The 14,210-nt window shown below is 59.4% G+C and carries 11 protein-coding genes, 1 tRNA gene and 2 pseudogenes; 7 read left to right on the top strand and 7 right to left on the bottom strand.

Features of this window, described 5'->3' with window-relative positions:
• The first annotated feature begins 71 nt into the window (after positions 1–71).
• The 4 genes and pseudogenes from AC1DWM_RS05305 (at position 72) to AC1DWM_RS05290 (ending at position 3,477) form a co-directional block, all read left to right on the top strand.
• Positions 72–1,385, top strand: coding sequence for an MFS transporter (locus tag AC1DWM_RS05305; RefSeq protein WP_477794757.1), 1,314 nt, complete (start codon positions 72–74; stop codon positions 1,383–1,385).
• Positions 1,386–1,506: 121 nt separating this feature from the next.
• Positions 1,507–2,235 (top strand): annotated as a pseudogene (locus tag AC1DWM_RS05300) (PAS domain-containing protein); the annotation flags it as partial.
• Complete coding sequence (locus AC1DWM_RS05295; RefSeq protein ID WP_477794764.1) at positions 2,215–2,823, top strand: methyl-accepting chemotaxis protein; 609 nt, start codon at positions 2,215–2,217, stop codon at positions 2,821–2,823. The pseudogene AC1DWM_RS05300 and the gene AC1DWM_RS05295, both read left to right, overlap by 21 nt.
• A gap of 57 nt (positions 2,824–2,880) precedes the next feature.
• Entirely contained in the window at positions 2,881–3,477 is a 597-nt protein-coding gene (locus AC1DWM_RS05290; protein ID WP_223519844.1) for a flavin reductase family protein, read from the top strand.
• Between the two features lie 22 nt (positions 3,478–3,499).
• On the opposite strand, the gene AC1DWM_RS05285 is transcribed toward AC1DWM_RS05290, so the two are convergent.
• A complete protein-coding gene (locus AC1DWM_RS05285) occupies positions 3,500–4,024 on the bottom strand; it encodes a hypothetical protein (RefSeq protein ID WP_223519846.1) in 525 nt (174 codons plus the stop codon).
• 253 nt (positions 4,025–4,277) lie between these two features.
• On the opposite strand from AC1DWM_RS05285, the pseudogene AC1DWM_RS05280 reads away from it, so the two are divergent.
• A pseudogene (locus AC1DWM_RS05280) lies at positions 4,278–4,448 on the top strand (TOBE domain-containing protein); the annotation flags it as partial.
• An 86-nt stretch (positions 4,449–4,534) separates the two neighbouring features.
• Here AC1DWM_RS05280 and ggt read toward each other — a convergent pair.
• On the bottom strand, positions 4,535–6,367 hold the full coding sequence (gene ggt, locus AC1DWM_RS05275) for a gamma-glutamyltransferase (protein ID WP_477794756.1): 1,833 nt from the start codon (positions 6,365–6,367) through the stop codon (positions 4,535–4,537).
• A 165-nt stretch (positions 6,368–6,532) separates the two neighbouring features.
• Here ggt and AC1DWM_RS05270 point away from each other — a divergent pair, with 165 nt between their 5' ends.
• The gene (locus AC1DWM_RS05270) at positions 6,533–7,642 is read left to right on the top strand and encodes a DUF2817 domain-containing protein (protein ID WP_477794755.1); all 1,110 of its coding nucleotides are present in this window, start codon (positions 6,533–6,535) and stop codon (positions 7,640–7,642) included.
• An 89-nt stretch (positions 7,643–7,731) separates the two neighbouring features.
• On the opposite strand, the gene AC1DWM_RS05265 is transcribed toward AC1DWM_RS05270, so the two are convergent.
• Together AC1DWM_RS05265 and AC1DWM_RS05260 are read right to left on the bottom strand one after the other, a co-directional pair.
• Positions 7,732–7,808: transfer RNA gene (locus tag AC1DWM_RS05265), tRNA-Met, on the bottom strand.
• Positions 7,809–7,924: 116 nt separating this feature from the next.
• Positions 7,925–9,979: a methyl-accepting chemotaxis protein gene (locus AC1DWM_RS05260; RefSeq protein WP_477794754.1), complete on the bottom strand. Its 2,055-nt coding sequence runs from the start codon at positions 9,977–9,979 to the stop codon at positions 7,925–7,927.
• A 333-nt stretch (positions 9,980–10,312) separates the two neighbouring features.
• Between AC1DWM_RS05260 and AC1DWM_RS05255 the strand changes: the two genes are divergently transcribed.
• Positions 10,313–11,530 carry an MFS transporter gene (locus AC1DWM_RS05255; protein ID WP_477794753.1) on the top strand — a complete coding sequence of 406 codons (1,218 nt, stop codon included), beginning with the start codon at positions 10,313–10,315 and terminating at the stop codon, positions 11,528–11,530.
• A gap of 94 nt (positions 11,531–11,624) precedes the next feature.
• On the opposite strand, the gene ychF is transcribed toward AC1DWM_RS05255, so the two are convergent.
• The 3 genes from ychF to AC1DWM_RS05240 form a co-directional block, all read right to left on the bottom strand.
• On the bottom strand, positions 11,625–12,725 hold the full coding sequence (gene ychF, locus AC1DWM_RS05250; protein ID WP_007942650.1) for a redox-regulated ATPase YchF: 1,101 nt from the start codon (positions 12,723–12,725) through the stop codon (positions 11,625–11,627).
• 23 nt (positions 12,726–12,748) lie between these two features.
• A complete protein-coding gene (gene pth, locus AC1DWM_RS05245) occupies positions 12,749–13,333 on the bottom strand; it encodes an aminoacyl-tRNA hydrolase (RefSeq protein ID WP_046030136.1) in 585 nt (194 codons plus the stop codon).
• 168 nt (positions 13,334–13,501) lie between these two features.
• A complete protein-coding gene (locus AC1DWM_RS05240) occupies positions 13,502–14,101 on the bottom strand; it encodes a 50S ribosomal protein L25/general stress protein Ctc (RefSeq protein WP_140668560.1) in 600 nt (199 codons plus the stop codon).
• Positions 14,102–14,210 lie beyond the last annotated feature (109 nt).

The following is a 14,210-nucleotide window of genomic DNA, read 5'->3' as shown; positions in this document are numbered from 1 at the left end:
GGCTTGTCCGTGGAGGCGTTTGCGTAGACCATGGGCACCTTGGTTTTTTACCGGCTGCAGAGTTCTTTTTCATGACTGCCAACACCCCTTCGCGCCCGATGCCCTTTACCCGCTCGGACTACAAGACCCTCGGCCTGGCGGCCCTTGGCGGCGCGCTGGAAATCTATGATTTCATCATTTTCGTTTTTTTCGCCCTGACCCTCAGTCAGCTGTTCTTCCCGCCGGAAATGCCTGAGTGGCTGCGCCTGCTGCAAAGTTTTGGAATCTTCGTCACCGGTTATCTGGCGCGCCCATTGGGCGGGATTCTGATGGCGCATTTCGCCGACCGGCTGGGGCGCAAGAAAGTCTTCAGCCTGAGTATCCTGATGATGGCGCTGCCGTGCCTGCTGATCGGGATCATGCCGACCTACGCGCAGATCGGCTATTGGGCACCGCTGCTACTGTTGGTATTACGTGTCCTGCAAGGCGCGGCGGTGGGTGGTGAAGTGCCGAGCGCCTGGGTGTTTGTCGCCGAGCACGCGCCGGTCGGGCATCGCGGTTATGCCCTCGGTTTCCTGCAAGCCGGGCTGACCTTCGGTTACTTGATCGGCGCCCTCACCGCGACCTTTCTCGCACAGGCGTTCACCCCTGCGGAAATTCTCGATTTCGCCTGGCGTTACCCGTTCCTGCTGGGCGGTGTGTTCGGGGTGATCGGCGTCTGGCTGCGCCGCTGGCTCAGTGAAACCCCGGTGTTCATGGCGATGCAGGCCCAGCGTGATGCTGCCGTCGAACTGCCGTTGCGCACGGTCTTGCGTGAGCATCGTCTGGCGATGTTGCCGGCCATGATCCTCACCTGCGTGCTGACCTCGGCCGTGGTGGTGTTCGTTGTGATCACTCCGACCATGATGCAAAAAACCTTCGGCATGACCGCCAGCCATACTTTCGCTCTGAGCGCGTTGGGCATTGTTTTCCTGAACATCGGCTGCGTGCTTGCCGGGTTGCTGGTCGATCGCATCGGCGCCTGGCGCACGGTCATGCTCTATAGCCTGCTGTTGCCGCTGGGTATTGGCGTGCTTTACGGCTGCCTGATCAGCAGCGGCAACTGGACAGGTCTGGCGTATGCGATTGCCGGCCTGAGCTGCGGGGTGGTCGGCGCGGTGCCGTCGGTAATGATCAGCCTGTTCCCGGCGCGGGTTCGCGTCTCGGGGATTTCCTTCACTTACAACATTGCCTACGCCGCGTGGGCGAGTATCACACCTCTGTTGTTAATCGGACTGATGCCTTGGAGCCCGTGGATCTGTGTGATCTTCTGTGCCGTGATGGGGGCAGTGGGCGTTGGCAGCGCGGCGTATTTTGGCGCGCGCATGCCCAAGGTCGGCCATTGCGCGGCGGCTGGCGCGATGTAATCGCAGGTTGTGACGGCAACTATATTTGTAGGACAACCCTGAAACACTCTTCAGAAAGTACCCGTACCGCCGATGGCTAGGCAGCAGGCCGCTTTCCCTCCCGGCCCATCGGTGCTTTCCCATGTTCAATAAACGCTTGAAGCAGGAGCTGTCGGCTCTTCGCGAAGAACTCTCCAGCCTTCAGCAAGTGAAGGACAGTCTGGAAAGCGAGATGCTGGTCCTGACCCTTGATCCAGATGGGCGGATTCAATCGGCCAACCAGAATTTCATCGCAGAGATGTTCTACAAGAGCAACGATCTGGTCGGTTGTCACATCGAAGACATTGTTCCCACCCATGTGAAATCAGACGAATTCCACCGCCGCTTCCAAAACGCGCTGACTCGTGGCGAGCATTTTGCCGGTGCCGTGCGATTGCTGCGGGGCAATGGCCAGGAAGCGTGGTTGCGGTCGATTTTGCAGCCAGTGCGCTCGGCGGATGGCCGGATCAAAAATTTTTCGATTTACTCCAGCGACCTGACGCGCACCATCGAAGCGTCTCGTGAGCACGAGAACCTGATCGGCGCGCTGGTGCGCTCGACGGCGGTGATCGAGTTTGACCTCAATGGCAACGTGCTGACGGCCAACGACCGCTTCCTCAGCGGCATGGGTTACAGCCTCGCGCAGATCAAGGGCAAACATCACCGGGCATTCTGTGAGCCGCAGGAGTACAACAGCGCCGAGTATCAAAACTTCTGGCGGCGCCTGAACGCGGGTGAGTTTGTCGCCGGCCGTTTCAAACGCTTCGACAGCCATGGTCGTATGGTCTGGCTGGAAGCTTCCTACAACCCGGTGACCGATGCCAACAACAAGCTCTACAAAGTGGTGAAGTTCGCCACAGTGATTACCGATCAGGTCAATCAGGAAAACGCCGTTGCCGAAGCGGCCAACATTGCTTACAGCACTTCTCAACAAACCGACGAAAGTGCCCAGCGCGGTACGGCCGTGGTGACTCAGGCGGTGACCGTCATGCGCGACCTGGCCAGGCACATGCAAACCGCTGGCGATGGCATCGAAGCGTTGAATGAGCAATCGTTGGTCATTGGCACTATCGTCAAAACCATCAGCGGCATTGCCGAACAGACCAACTTGCTGGCGCTCAACGCGGCCATTGAGGCGGCACGGGCTGGCGAACAGGGCAGGGGGTTTGCCGTGGTCGCGGATGAGGTCCGGCAGTTGGCGTCTCGCACCAGCCAGGCCACCGATGAAATTGTCGGTGTTGTGCGTCAGAACCAGGAGATGGCGCGCAATGCCGTGGCCCTGATGACCGACGGCAAACTTCAGGCGGAACAAGGTCTGGCGCTGGCGGCGGAAGCCGGCACGGTGATTGTCGAGATTCAAGACGGTGCGCAGAAGGTGGTGAACGCGGTGGGGCAGTTCGCCAATCAGCTGGCGACTTGATCCCTGCCGTCGCGGTGAAAATCGCTACAATCGGCTCTTTTCCCAGGAGCAGACAACATGAGCGATTCCCACCGCCGGCCGGTTCCTTTGTCCAAGGCGTATCGTCTACTCAATCACGGGCCGACCGTACTGGTGAGCGCGGCCCATGATGGCCAGCGCAATATCATGGCCGCCGCCTGGGCCATGCCGCTGGATTTCGAACCGCCGAAAATTGCCGTGGTGCTGGACAAGTCCACCTGGACCCGGCAACTGCTGGAAGCCTCGGGAACGTTCGTGCTGAACGTTCCCTGCGCGGCGCAGGCCGATATCACCCAGACCGTTGGCTCGACGTCAGGCCTGGAATTGACCCAGGGCCAAGGTCAAGACAAGTTCCAGGCCTATGGTTTGCCAACCTTCAGTGGTGAGCTGATTGATGCCCCTATGCTCGAAGGCTGTGTGGCATGGCTGGAATGTCGGCTGTTGCCAGAGCCCAATAATCATCAGCAATACGATCTGTTCCTGGCTGAAGTCATTGCCGCTCAGGCGGATGAGCGCGTCTTCAGTGAGGGCCGTTGGCACTTCGAAGGGCAGGATGCATTGCGCACCTTGCATCATGTGGCGGGCGGGCATTTTCTGATGATTGGCGATCCGGTGGATGGCAAGACCCTGCCGTAATTCAGCCACCAGGCCTGCGTCCTTACAAGCGAATGTGATTTTTAGGATGGCTGCGGGTCGGGCGAGTCATCAAAAAGTCATGCAGCAACGATACCGATGCCGAGAACACCAGGGTCATGAGGCAGAGCATGAGCGTGGTCAGCCAATGGTTCAGTGAAATCGGCACGTCCTCCATGAAGGGGGCAATCATCAGGAAACCGACGATCGCCCCAAGGCCGGTACGCAGCAGGGTCAGAAAACTCGTCCCGACTTCCGCCGTGACCTTGTAGATCACCTCGAACCGTTCACGCATGCGGTCGCTTTTCAGCCGGTGAATTTTCTTGTGAATGCACACCGCGATGTAGATCGTCAGCAGGCAAAAGCCATGGCTGATGATGGGCGCGCTGGCCAGCAACGACTGGAGAATGGCTTGCAGTTCGGCCTGACTCGTGGAGTGGATCAGCAGGGGGATTGCGCCAAGAATGAAGCCCACGATCAGTTCGGTTTTAAAGCGCTTGAGAAACGCACCAGACTCATTGCGCGAATTGCTCTTCCAACGGTTGCTCATCAAATGTAAACGCCTTGGTGGTTGTGAAAAGTATCGGACGCGCTGGGTTTGAGCGGGGAAACCCGCTGGTCAAATCATGACGCCTGCGATTCGGGACACACTTTAAAACAACCGCTGAAACACTTATGTCTGAAGCTTCCGAGGGTGTTGGAGGGCGATTCCCACAGGGTTGTGGGCTTTGCGAGAAGTGCTGGATCTGGCGCTGGAGAAGCGCACAACGCGACGGGCTTTGAAGATCACACGCTAAGCGTCAAGCGTCAGTGTGGTGCTGGTGAACGCGGAAGTGGTGATCAAGCTTGATGGCGGCAGTGAAGTTTATTCGATTGTTACCCGTGAAGCGGTTGCGGAGCTGGGACTGGAGTCGGGTGTGAGTGCAACGGCAGTGATCAAAGCGTTGCACATTATTTTGGGTGTGCCAGCCTAAGTATTGCGGATAGGAATAAACATCACGCGAGACCTGTAAAAAAGGGCCTACCTCCCGGTAAGCCCTTTTTCATTCCCATGTACGAATCAATCCCCCAATGCTTCCCCTTCGCGCCGAGGATCGGCCCCACCGGCCAGCGATGCGTTTCCATGCGCATCCTTGACCCGAACAATCGCCTGGGTACCGCTGGTCATGTCGATCTCACTCACGCTGTGCCCTTTGTCCTTCAACGCTTGAATCAACTCGGCACTGAACTCTCCCTTTTCCAGCTCTGTCGGGCCATTGCGGCTGCCGAAGTTGGGCAGGTTGATGGCGGCTTGTGGGTCGAGGTTCCAGTCGAGCAGGCCGATGGTGGATTTGGCGACGTATTCGATGATTTGCGAGCCGCCGGGGGAGCCGAGGGTGGCGAGGAATTCACCGCTCTGGCGGTCGAAGATCAGGGTCGGTGCCATGGACGAGCGTGGGCGTTTGCCAGGTTCGACGCGGTTGGCGACTTTTTGCCCGTTTTCTTCGGGGATGAACGAGAAGTCGGTCAGCTCGTTATTGAGCAGGAACCCCTGAACCATCACATGCGAGCCGAATCCGGATTCAATGGTGGTGGTCATGGACACGGCGCTGCCTTGGTCATCCACGGCCACCACTTGAGAAGTAGAGATTCGCAGCGGCGAACGGTCCGGCGCGTAGGCCACCCGAATGCCCGGCGGGGTGCCGGGTTTGGCCACGCCCATGCTGCGATCACCGATCAGGGCGGCGCGGCTGGCCAGATAAGCCGGGTCGACCAGCCCTTTGACAGGCACGGGCACGAAGTCGGCGTCGGCCACGTACAGCGCGCGGTCGGCGTAAGCCAGGCGCTCGGCTTCGGCGATCAGGTGCACGGCTTCCGGGGCGGGTTCCGTGCCTGCGGGTTTGTCGGTCTTGAGCGGTTTAAGCGGCGCCAGGGCGAAACGCGGGTCGCGGGTTTCCAGGGCCAGCAAGGTGCCGAGGATCTGCGCCACGGCGATCCCGCCGGACGACGGCGGCGGCATGCCGCACACCTGCCAGCGTTTGTAGTCGGTGCACAGCGGCGCGCGTTCCTTGGCCTGATAGCCCTGGAGATCGTTCAGCGACAGGCTGCCGGGGTTGGCGTGCCCCTGAACCTTGGTGACGATCTCTTGCGCGATGGCGCCTTTGTACAACGCGTCAGGCCCTTCGTTGGCGATGCGTTTCAACACAGCGGCCAGTGCCGGATTCCTCAATAGTGTGCCGGCGGCTTTCGGGCTGCCATCAGCGTTCAGAAAGTAGGCCACCATGTCCGGCGAGCTGCGCATGGACGAATCCGAGGCGATCAATTGGTGCAGACGCGGCGAAATGGGGAAGCCTTGCTCCGCGAGTTGGATGGCCGGTTCGAACAGCTTCGCCCACGGAAGACGACCGTGTTTGTGGTGGGCCAACTCAAGCGCTCGCAAAACGCCCGGCGTCCCTACCGAACGACCGCCAATCTGCGCTGGGGTGAATGCCATCGGTGTGCCGTCGGCGTGTAGGAAAAGTTTCTCGGTAGCGCCGGCCGGTGCGGTTTCGCGACCGTCGAAAGTGCGCACAGCCTTGCCATCCCAGAGCACAATCAATGCGCCGCCGCCAATGCCTGAGGATTGTGGCTCGACCAACGTCAGTACCGCTTGCATCGCAATCGCGGCATCAATCGCCGAGCCACCCTGACGCAGCATTTCCCGACCGGCTTCGGCCGCCAGAGGATTGGCCGCTGCCGCCATATGTCTGGACGCGTACCGGGTTTGCAGGTCGGTGCGATAGCCCGAGGCGCTTTCTGGCGCAACCGGCAATGTCGACGTAGGTGGCGCGTTGCAGGCGCTGAGGGTCAGCGCAATGGCGATCAGCGACAGGGCCGAGCGGCGATAGCGGCTCAAGTGGAAGGCTGAAAACACGTTGGGGCACTCCGTCCGTGGGGAAAGTTACCGGGACTTTATCGGTCGCCTCGGGGTGGCGCAAACCAAGACCTACAGTAAAGCTGTTTTTGCCCTTCATGAATCGACGGATTTTCTGTAGGGTCGAGCGCAACAGACGGGTCAGAAGATCAACAAGAGGCAGACATGCAGACTGAGTTCCCCATCCAGCCAAGTTACCGTACCCAGCGAGAGCAGTTCCTGGCAGCAGCCACCGAGGCCGGTGCGACGTTGACCGAATACCCGCATCCACTCAAAGGGCCTTTCGGGGAGCCCTTGAGCACCGATGTGGCGGTGCTGGGCGATCCCGGCGCCAAGCGGTTGCTGATAGCGCTGAGCGGCACGCATGGCGTCGAAGGCTTCTACGGTTCGGGTTGCCAGATCAAATGGATGCAGGACTTGGGCAAGCGCTCACTGCCGGCCGATGTGGCCGTGGTGTTCATTCACCTGATTAATCCCTGGGGCACCGCGTGGCTGCGTCGGGTTAACGAAGACAACATCGACCTGAACCGCAATCACCTGAACTTCGAGCGTTCATTGCCGGATAATCAGGCTTACGCAACGCTGCATGACATCTACGCCTGCACCGAGCTGCAAGGTCCCGAGCGTGAACGCGCCGATGCCTTACTCGACGAGCAGATTCGCCAACATGGCTGGCCGGCGGTGATGTCGATTGTCGAGGGCGGCCAGCACAGTCACCCCGACGGTCTGTTTTTCGGTGGGCTGGCGCCAAGCTGGTCGAACCGCACGCTGCACGCCATCCTGCAAAAGCATATTGCCCACGCCGACGTGGCCATGTGTTTCGACTTGCACACGGGGGCCGGCGAGTACGGTCATCCGATGTTGTTGACGATCACCGAGGCAGCTTATCCGGCGCTCCCGGAGGCGCAGGCCATTTACGGCCCGTGGCTCTACACGCTGTTGACCGGCGCCGACACCTTGAGCGAAACCGGTGTGGCGGCAACCGCGACCGGCTACACCTCGCAGGCGTTGGTTGATGCGTTGCCGCAGGTACGATTGATGCCCTTTGTGATTGAGTGCGGAACGTATCCGGGGGCTGACGTGCATCGTCATTTGCGCGATGACCACTGGCTGCATCTGCATGGCAATCCGAGTGATGCAGTGGGGCGCGGAATCAAGCTGAATCTGCTGGAGCAGTTCTATCCGGCGGACAACGACTGGCAGGCGATGGTCTGGCTGCGCACCTGGCAAATTTGGGAGCGGGCGCTGTCGGCGTTGCCGACAATTCGCATCTGACGCGGATCACCCTGAGCCCATGGGGTTCAGGGTACTTTTCTCGAGGCATAAAAAAACGGCCTACCTTTCGGTAAGCCGTTTTTAGTACTTGGTGGCTACACAGGGACTTGAACCCCGGACCCCAGCATTATGAATGCTATGCTCTAACCAACTGAGCTATGTAGCCAAGTGGCGCGCATTATTGGCTTGGAACGATGATGTGTCAAGCGTAAATCTAAAATATTTCTCTACGCTTTCAACTGCTTATCCTCCTGACCCGAAAAAACGGGCCGGAGGAGGGCATCAACTGAGCTGAAATCTCCCGGTATTCGCGCTCAGGGCCTTGCTGCCCTGGCTCAAGGTGTCTGCCGCCAGGTTCACTGCCCGCGCGCCTTCCAGCAACCTTACCGCCGCCTGATCAACTTGTTGAATGTTGCCGCTGACTTCATCGGCGGTGCTGGCCTGTTCTTCCACCGCGGTCGCGATGTGCGCCAGGGTGTCGGTCACGCCTTGCACCGCGAGGGCAATTTCCCCGAGGCGTTCACCCAGGCCGGTGACGGATTGGGCATCACTTTGTGCCTGGCGACAGGCCACTTCCATCAGGCTGACCGCCTCATTCACGGTGCTGCGCAGGCTGTCGACCGTACAGGCAATTTGCGCGGTGGAGGCCTGGGTGCGTTGTGACAGGCTGCGCACTTCATCGGCCACCACGGCAAAACCACGACCTTGCTCGCCCGCGCGAGCCGCCTCGATAGCCGCGTTGAGCGCCAACAGGTTGGTTTGCTCGGCGACACCGCGAATGGTGTCGACTACCAACTGAATCTGTTGCCCTTGCTCACTGACCCGACCCAGTGCCGCGGCGGTGTCGTTCAAGCGCTGATTGAGCTGCTGAATGCTGGCGGTGGTGCGCTGACTGTCTCGGCTGCTGTCGGCGGCAATGCGCTGGGTGTGCTGAGCGCTGCCTGACGCCTGTTCACAACTCTGGGCGACCCCTTGAGAGGTGGCAGCCAGTTGCGTGGCCGCAGCGGCGATCTGGCTGATTTGCAATTGTTGCGCTTCGACTTCGCCGAGTGCGCCGCTGGAGTGATGGTTGAGCGTGCGTACTGCGTTGCTCACCTGTAAGGTTTCGTGATCGACTCCCTGCAAGCTATTGCGCAATTGCACTACGGCGACGTTCAGGGCGGTGCTGATGGCCGCCAGTTCGTCTTGGCCCTGCACGGGGGCTTGCAGGCTCAGATTGCCGTCACGCAAGGCTTCGGCCAGCAGTGTGATGCCACTGGCGCTGCGCCGGATCGAGGCTTGCAGGCAGATAAACAAGTACAGCGCGGCCAGTAGCAGGCAACCAAAGATCGTCGCCACCACAATGAACTGGCGAATCGCCGAGCCGTGGTAGTAATCCAGGCGTTGATCCAGCGACATCAACGATTGCTGGCGCAGGGATGCAAGGTCGGTGAGCAGGGCGTCGAGGTTGCGTTCAAACTCTTCTGGCTTGAGGTTGATGCTGCCGCCGAACACGCCGTCATCCAGCACCTTCAGACTCGTGTCGAGCTGTTTGACGCTGTCTCGGTACTGCCCGGCCCAGCTTTGCAATGCGCCAGGCAGGCGGGTTTCCAGGAGCGTGGCGGTTTTCACCAACTGCTCCCGGGCATCACCGATACGACTGCGCAGGTCACGCAGTTGCAGACGGCTTTGCAGGGTGAATTGCCCGGAGACAACCGACGCCTGACCGACGCTGGCCAGGCGGCCGACCCGTTCGATCAGGTCCGGCGCGTGCTGGGTGGAGATTTGCGTCAGCAAGTAGGTTTCCAGCCACGGCGCCAGCGTCAGGCGATTGTCCATGGCGATCTGTTCGCGCAGGGCTTGCAGGGCGCTCAAGGCGTTGGTGAAACGGTCGTAACCGTCCGGCCACCAGCCGACACCGTTCAGGCTTTTCGAGTCCAGACCATTCAGGGCGGTTTGCAGGGCTTGATAACGGGTCAGCGTTTCGCCCTCGGCGCCTTCAACTTTCAGCGCGTTGCCGAGGTCTGAGGTGGCTTGAGCAACGGCCGGCTGAACCGTATCAAACGCAGCCATCGCGGCGAGAGTTGCGGGCGTCGGCTGGCGATTGGTTTCCGTGGCGCGCCAGCGAGCAGCGCGATCACGCTGGGCGGCGAGCAGGTTGTCGAGCGCATCCAGCGCGAGCAACTGACGCACACCGGCACGTTCGCCGGAGATCAGGCTGAGTTTGGCGCGATAATCCTGACCGATCATCAACAGGCTGCCTGCCAGCGGCAGGATGAACAGGAGAAACAACAGCTGAAATTTGCGTGCGAAGCCAAAACGCCCCAGCAACCCGATCCCCGGTGATAAAAACGACATGCCCCATGACTCCTGTGGACACCACGCACCATCGGCGTGCGTCGAGGTCATTGCGACCGCGACAGGTGCCCTTTTAAAAGGCCTCGAAAGTTCACCCTCGCCAGCTCTGTAGGCCGACTTTGTAGCGAAACTTCCCATTCTCGGACCCCTTTGTAAGAGGGCCGCATTGAAGGGGTTAAACAAGGCAAGATTTAGACCATGGCGTTGCGCTATCACCTATTGGGCGTTGAACATTTAGTTCGTTAGCTGGCTAAGGGGATGGCGTTGTCGCACCGAAAAATGGCACATTGACGCACCTGCCCGTGTGCACCCATCCGCTATACGGAAATACTCATGGCTATCAGCAACGTTCAGACCGGCGCGACGTCGGCACCCTCGTCTTCACAAAGCAGCCCTTTGGTCGTGCGCATCATCGGCGCGGTGGCGCTGGCGCACCTCATCAACGACCTGATCCAGTCGGTGCTGCCGTCGATTTATCCGATGCTCAAGGCCAACTATGGCCTGACTTTTACCCAAGTCGGATTGATCACGCTGACCTTCCAACTGACCGCTTCGCTATTGCAGCCGTGGGTCGGTTACTACACCGACAGGCATCCAAAACCCTGGCTGCTTCCCGCCGGGACAGTGTGCACGCTGATCGGCATTGTGATGATGTCGATGGTCGGCACTTTCCCGTTGATTCTGCTGGCGGCGGGGTTGATCGGTATCGGTTCCTCGACGTTTCACCCGGAAGCCTCCCGCGTGGCGCGACTGGCCTCGGGCGGGCGATTTGGTTTGGCGCAATCGACCTTTCAGGTGGGCGGTAATGCCGGCTCGGCGTTCGGGCCGTTGCTGGCGGCAGCGATCATCATTCCCTACGGTCAGGGGCATGTGGCCTGGTTCGGGCTATTCGCTGTATTCGCGTTGTTCGTGCTCTACCGGATCAGCCGCTGGTACGCCAACCACTTGAGCCTGTTCAAGCTCAAGCAAGGCCAGGCGGCGACTCACGGCTTGTCGAAGGGGAGGGTGATCAGTGCGCTCGTCGTGCTCGGGCTGCTGGTGTTCTCCAAGTATTTCTACATGTCCAGCCTCACCAGCTACTTCACGTTCTACCTGATCGAGAAGTTCGACCTGTCGGTGGCCAGCTCGCAGCTGCACCTGTTCCTGTTTCTGGGCGCGGTCGCGGCGGGGACCTTCTTCGGTGGGCCGATCGGCGACAAGATAGGGCGTAAGGCGGTGATCTGGTTCTCGATCCTCGGCGTGGCGCCGTTCACGTTGCTTCTGCCGCACGTCGACCTGTTCTGGACCAGCATCCTGAGTGTGATCATCGGCTTCATCCTCGCCTCCGCGTTCTCGGCGATCGTGGTGTATGCCCAGGAATTGGTGCCGGGCAATGTCGGGATGATTGCCGGGGTGTTCTTTGGCTTGATGTTCGGTTTCGGCGGGATTGGCGCGGCGCTGCTGGGACATCTAGCGGATGTGCACGGCATCGAGTACGTGTACTTCCTGTGTTCGTTCTTGCCGTTGTTGGGTGTGCTGGCGATCTTCCTGCCGAGAACCAAAAAGGCCTGACCGTTCTGCGTTGTTAGTGGTATTTATTCCAGGCACAAAAAAGCCGCGTATCAAACGCGGCTTTTTCTTGGGCGGGTGCTTCGTTCTGAAAAACTTAGACGTTGAAACGGAAGTGCATCACGTCGCCGTCTTTAACGATGTAATCCTTGCCTTCCAGACGCCATTTGCCGGCTTCTTTGGTGCCGGCTTCGCCCTTGTACTGGATGAAGTCGTCGTAGGCGATCACTTCGGCGCGGATGAAGCCTTTTTCGAAGTCGGTGTGGATCACGCCAGCGGCTTGTGGTGCGGTGGCACCGACGCGGACGGTCCAGGCGCGAACTTCTTCGACACCGGCGGTGAAGTAGGTCTGCAGGTGCAGCATTTCGTAGCCAGCGCGGATTACGCGGTTCAGGCCAGGTTCTTCGAGGCCCAGGGCTTCGAGGAACATGTCTTTCTCTTCGCCGTCTTCCAGCTCGGCGATTTCAGCTTCGATCTTGTTGCAGACCGGAACCACCATGGCGCCTTCTTCTTCGGCGATGGCTTTGACGATGTCCAGCAGCGGGTTGTTCTCGAAGCCGTCTTCAGCAACGTTGGCGATGTACATGACAGGTTTGGTGGTCAACAGGTGGAAACCACGAATCACCGCTTTGTCGTCGGCGCCCATGTTCTTCATCAGCGTGCGCGCAGGCTTGCCGAGAGTGAAGTGAGCGATCAATTGCTCCAGCAGGCCTTTCTGGACCACGGCGTCCTTGTCACCACCCTTGGCATTACGGGCGACTTTTTGCAGTTGCTTTTCGCAGCTGTCGAGGTCGGCGAAGATCAGTTCCAGGTCGATGATCTCGATGTCGCGTTTCGGGTCGACGCTGTTGGAGACGTGAATCACGTTCTCGTCTTCGAAGCAGCGGACCACGTGGGCGATGGCATCGGTTTCACGGATGTTGGCGAGGAACTTGTTGCCCAAGCCTTCACCTTTCGAGGCGCCGGCAACGAGGCCCGCGATGTCGACGAATTCCATGGTGGTCGGCAGGATGCGTTTTGGATTGACGATGGCCGCCAAGGCATCCAGACGTGGATCCGGCATCGGCACGATGCCGGTGTTCGGCTCGATGGTGCAGAAGGGGAAGTTCTCGGCCGCGATCCCGGATTTGGTCAGGGCGTTGAACAGGGTGGACTTGCCGACGTTAGGCAGGCCGACGATGCCGCAATTGAATCCCATGGTGTTTTCCCCGAGGAGTAGAGTCAGGCCTTCTGGCTGTGCAGGTTTTTCATCGCGCGGTTCCATTCACCGGCGAGGATATCCGGCAGCACGCCGAGGGCAAAGTCGATGCTGGCATCGAGTTTTTCCTGTTCGGCGCGTGGCGCACGACCCAGGACGAAATTTGAAACCATACTGGCAACGCCCGGGTGGCCAATGCCAAGCCGCAAGCGATGAAAGGTATTCTGATTGCCCAGTTGCGCAATGATGTCGCGCAACCCGTTGTGACCGCCATGGCCGCCGCCCTGCTTGAGCTTGGCAACGCCCGGAGGCAGATCGAGTTCGTCATGCGCCACGAGAATTTCTTCAGGCTTGATGCGGAAGAAACCTGCCAGAGCTGCTACGGCCTGGCCGCTACGGTTCATGTAGGTGGTGGGAATCAGCAGACGAACATCCTGACCCTGATGCGAATAGCGCCCGGTCAGGCCAAAATATTTGCGATCGGCGACAAGGTTTACGCCTTGTGCGTTCGCGATGCGCTCAACAAAAAGGGCCCCTGCGTTATGCCGGGTCTGTTCGTATTCAGCGCCTGGATTTCCCAGGCCAACGATCAGTTTGATGGCAGTCACGATAGGGGCCCTTCCTTGGAGTGGTGGATAACATCGCCGCAATCAGTATGTGCGGCGAAAGTGGACGAAAATTGCTCATTTACCATTATGTAAACTCCGCGTTCCCGCCCGCTTTCTCGCTACGTTCCAGTCCGCGATGTTTCCGGTCACTCCGGCGTACAGAGTAAATTACTCTGCAGCGCCTTCTGCAGCTTCTGGGGCAACACGTGGAGCGTGAACGTTGGCAACAGCCAGGTCGTTACCGTGAGCCAGAGCAACAAATTCAACGCCTTTAGGAGCGCTGATGTCGGACAGGTGAATGATCGAGCCGACTTCGGCGTTAGCCAGGTCAACTTCGATGAATTCAGGCAGGTCTTTTGGCAGGCAGGTCACTTCGATTTCAGCAACAACGTGCGAAATCTCGCCGCCTTTCTTCACTGGAGCAGCTTCGTTGATGAAGTGCACAGGAACGATAGCGGTCAGCTTTTGGCCGGCAACTACGCGTACGAAGTCAGCGTGCAGCACGTGGCCTTTGGCCGGGTGACGTTGCAGAGCCTTGATGATTACGTTTTGCTTGGTGCCGCCAACGTTCAGCTCGATGATGTGGCTGTAAGCCGCTTCGTTTTCGAGCAGTTTGGCAACTTCTTTAGCCAGCATGCTGATGGATTCAGGGGCTTTTTCGCCACCGTAAACTACAGCTGGTACCAGGCTTGCGAGACGACGCAGGCGGCGGCTCGCACCTTTCCCCAGGTCGGAACGCACTTCAGCATTCAGAGTAAAATCGTTCATGTTGTATCTCCAAAATAACCACATTCGCCCCAGCGTTTGCGACCAGCGCTAAAGGCGATATGGGCAAAAAAGCCCCGCCCCGACAGGAATGCCGGGGCGGGGCGCTTTT

This window comes from Pseudomonas sp. P4_C8, from assembly GCF_056401975.1.
This window is presented reverse-complemented; position numbering and strand designations above follow the sequence as displayed.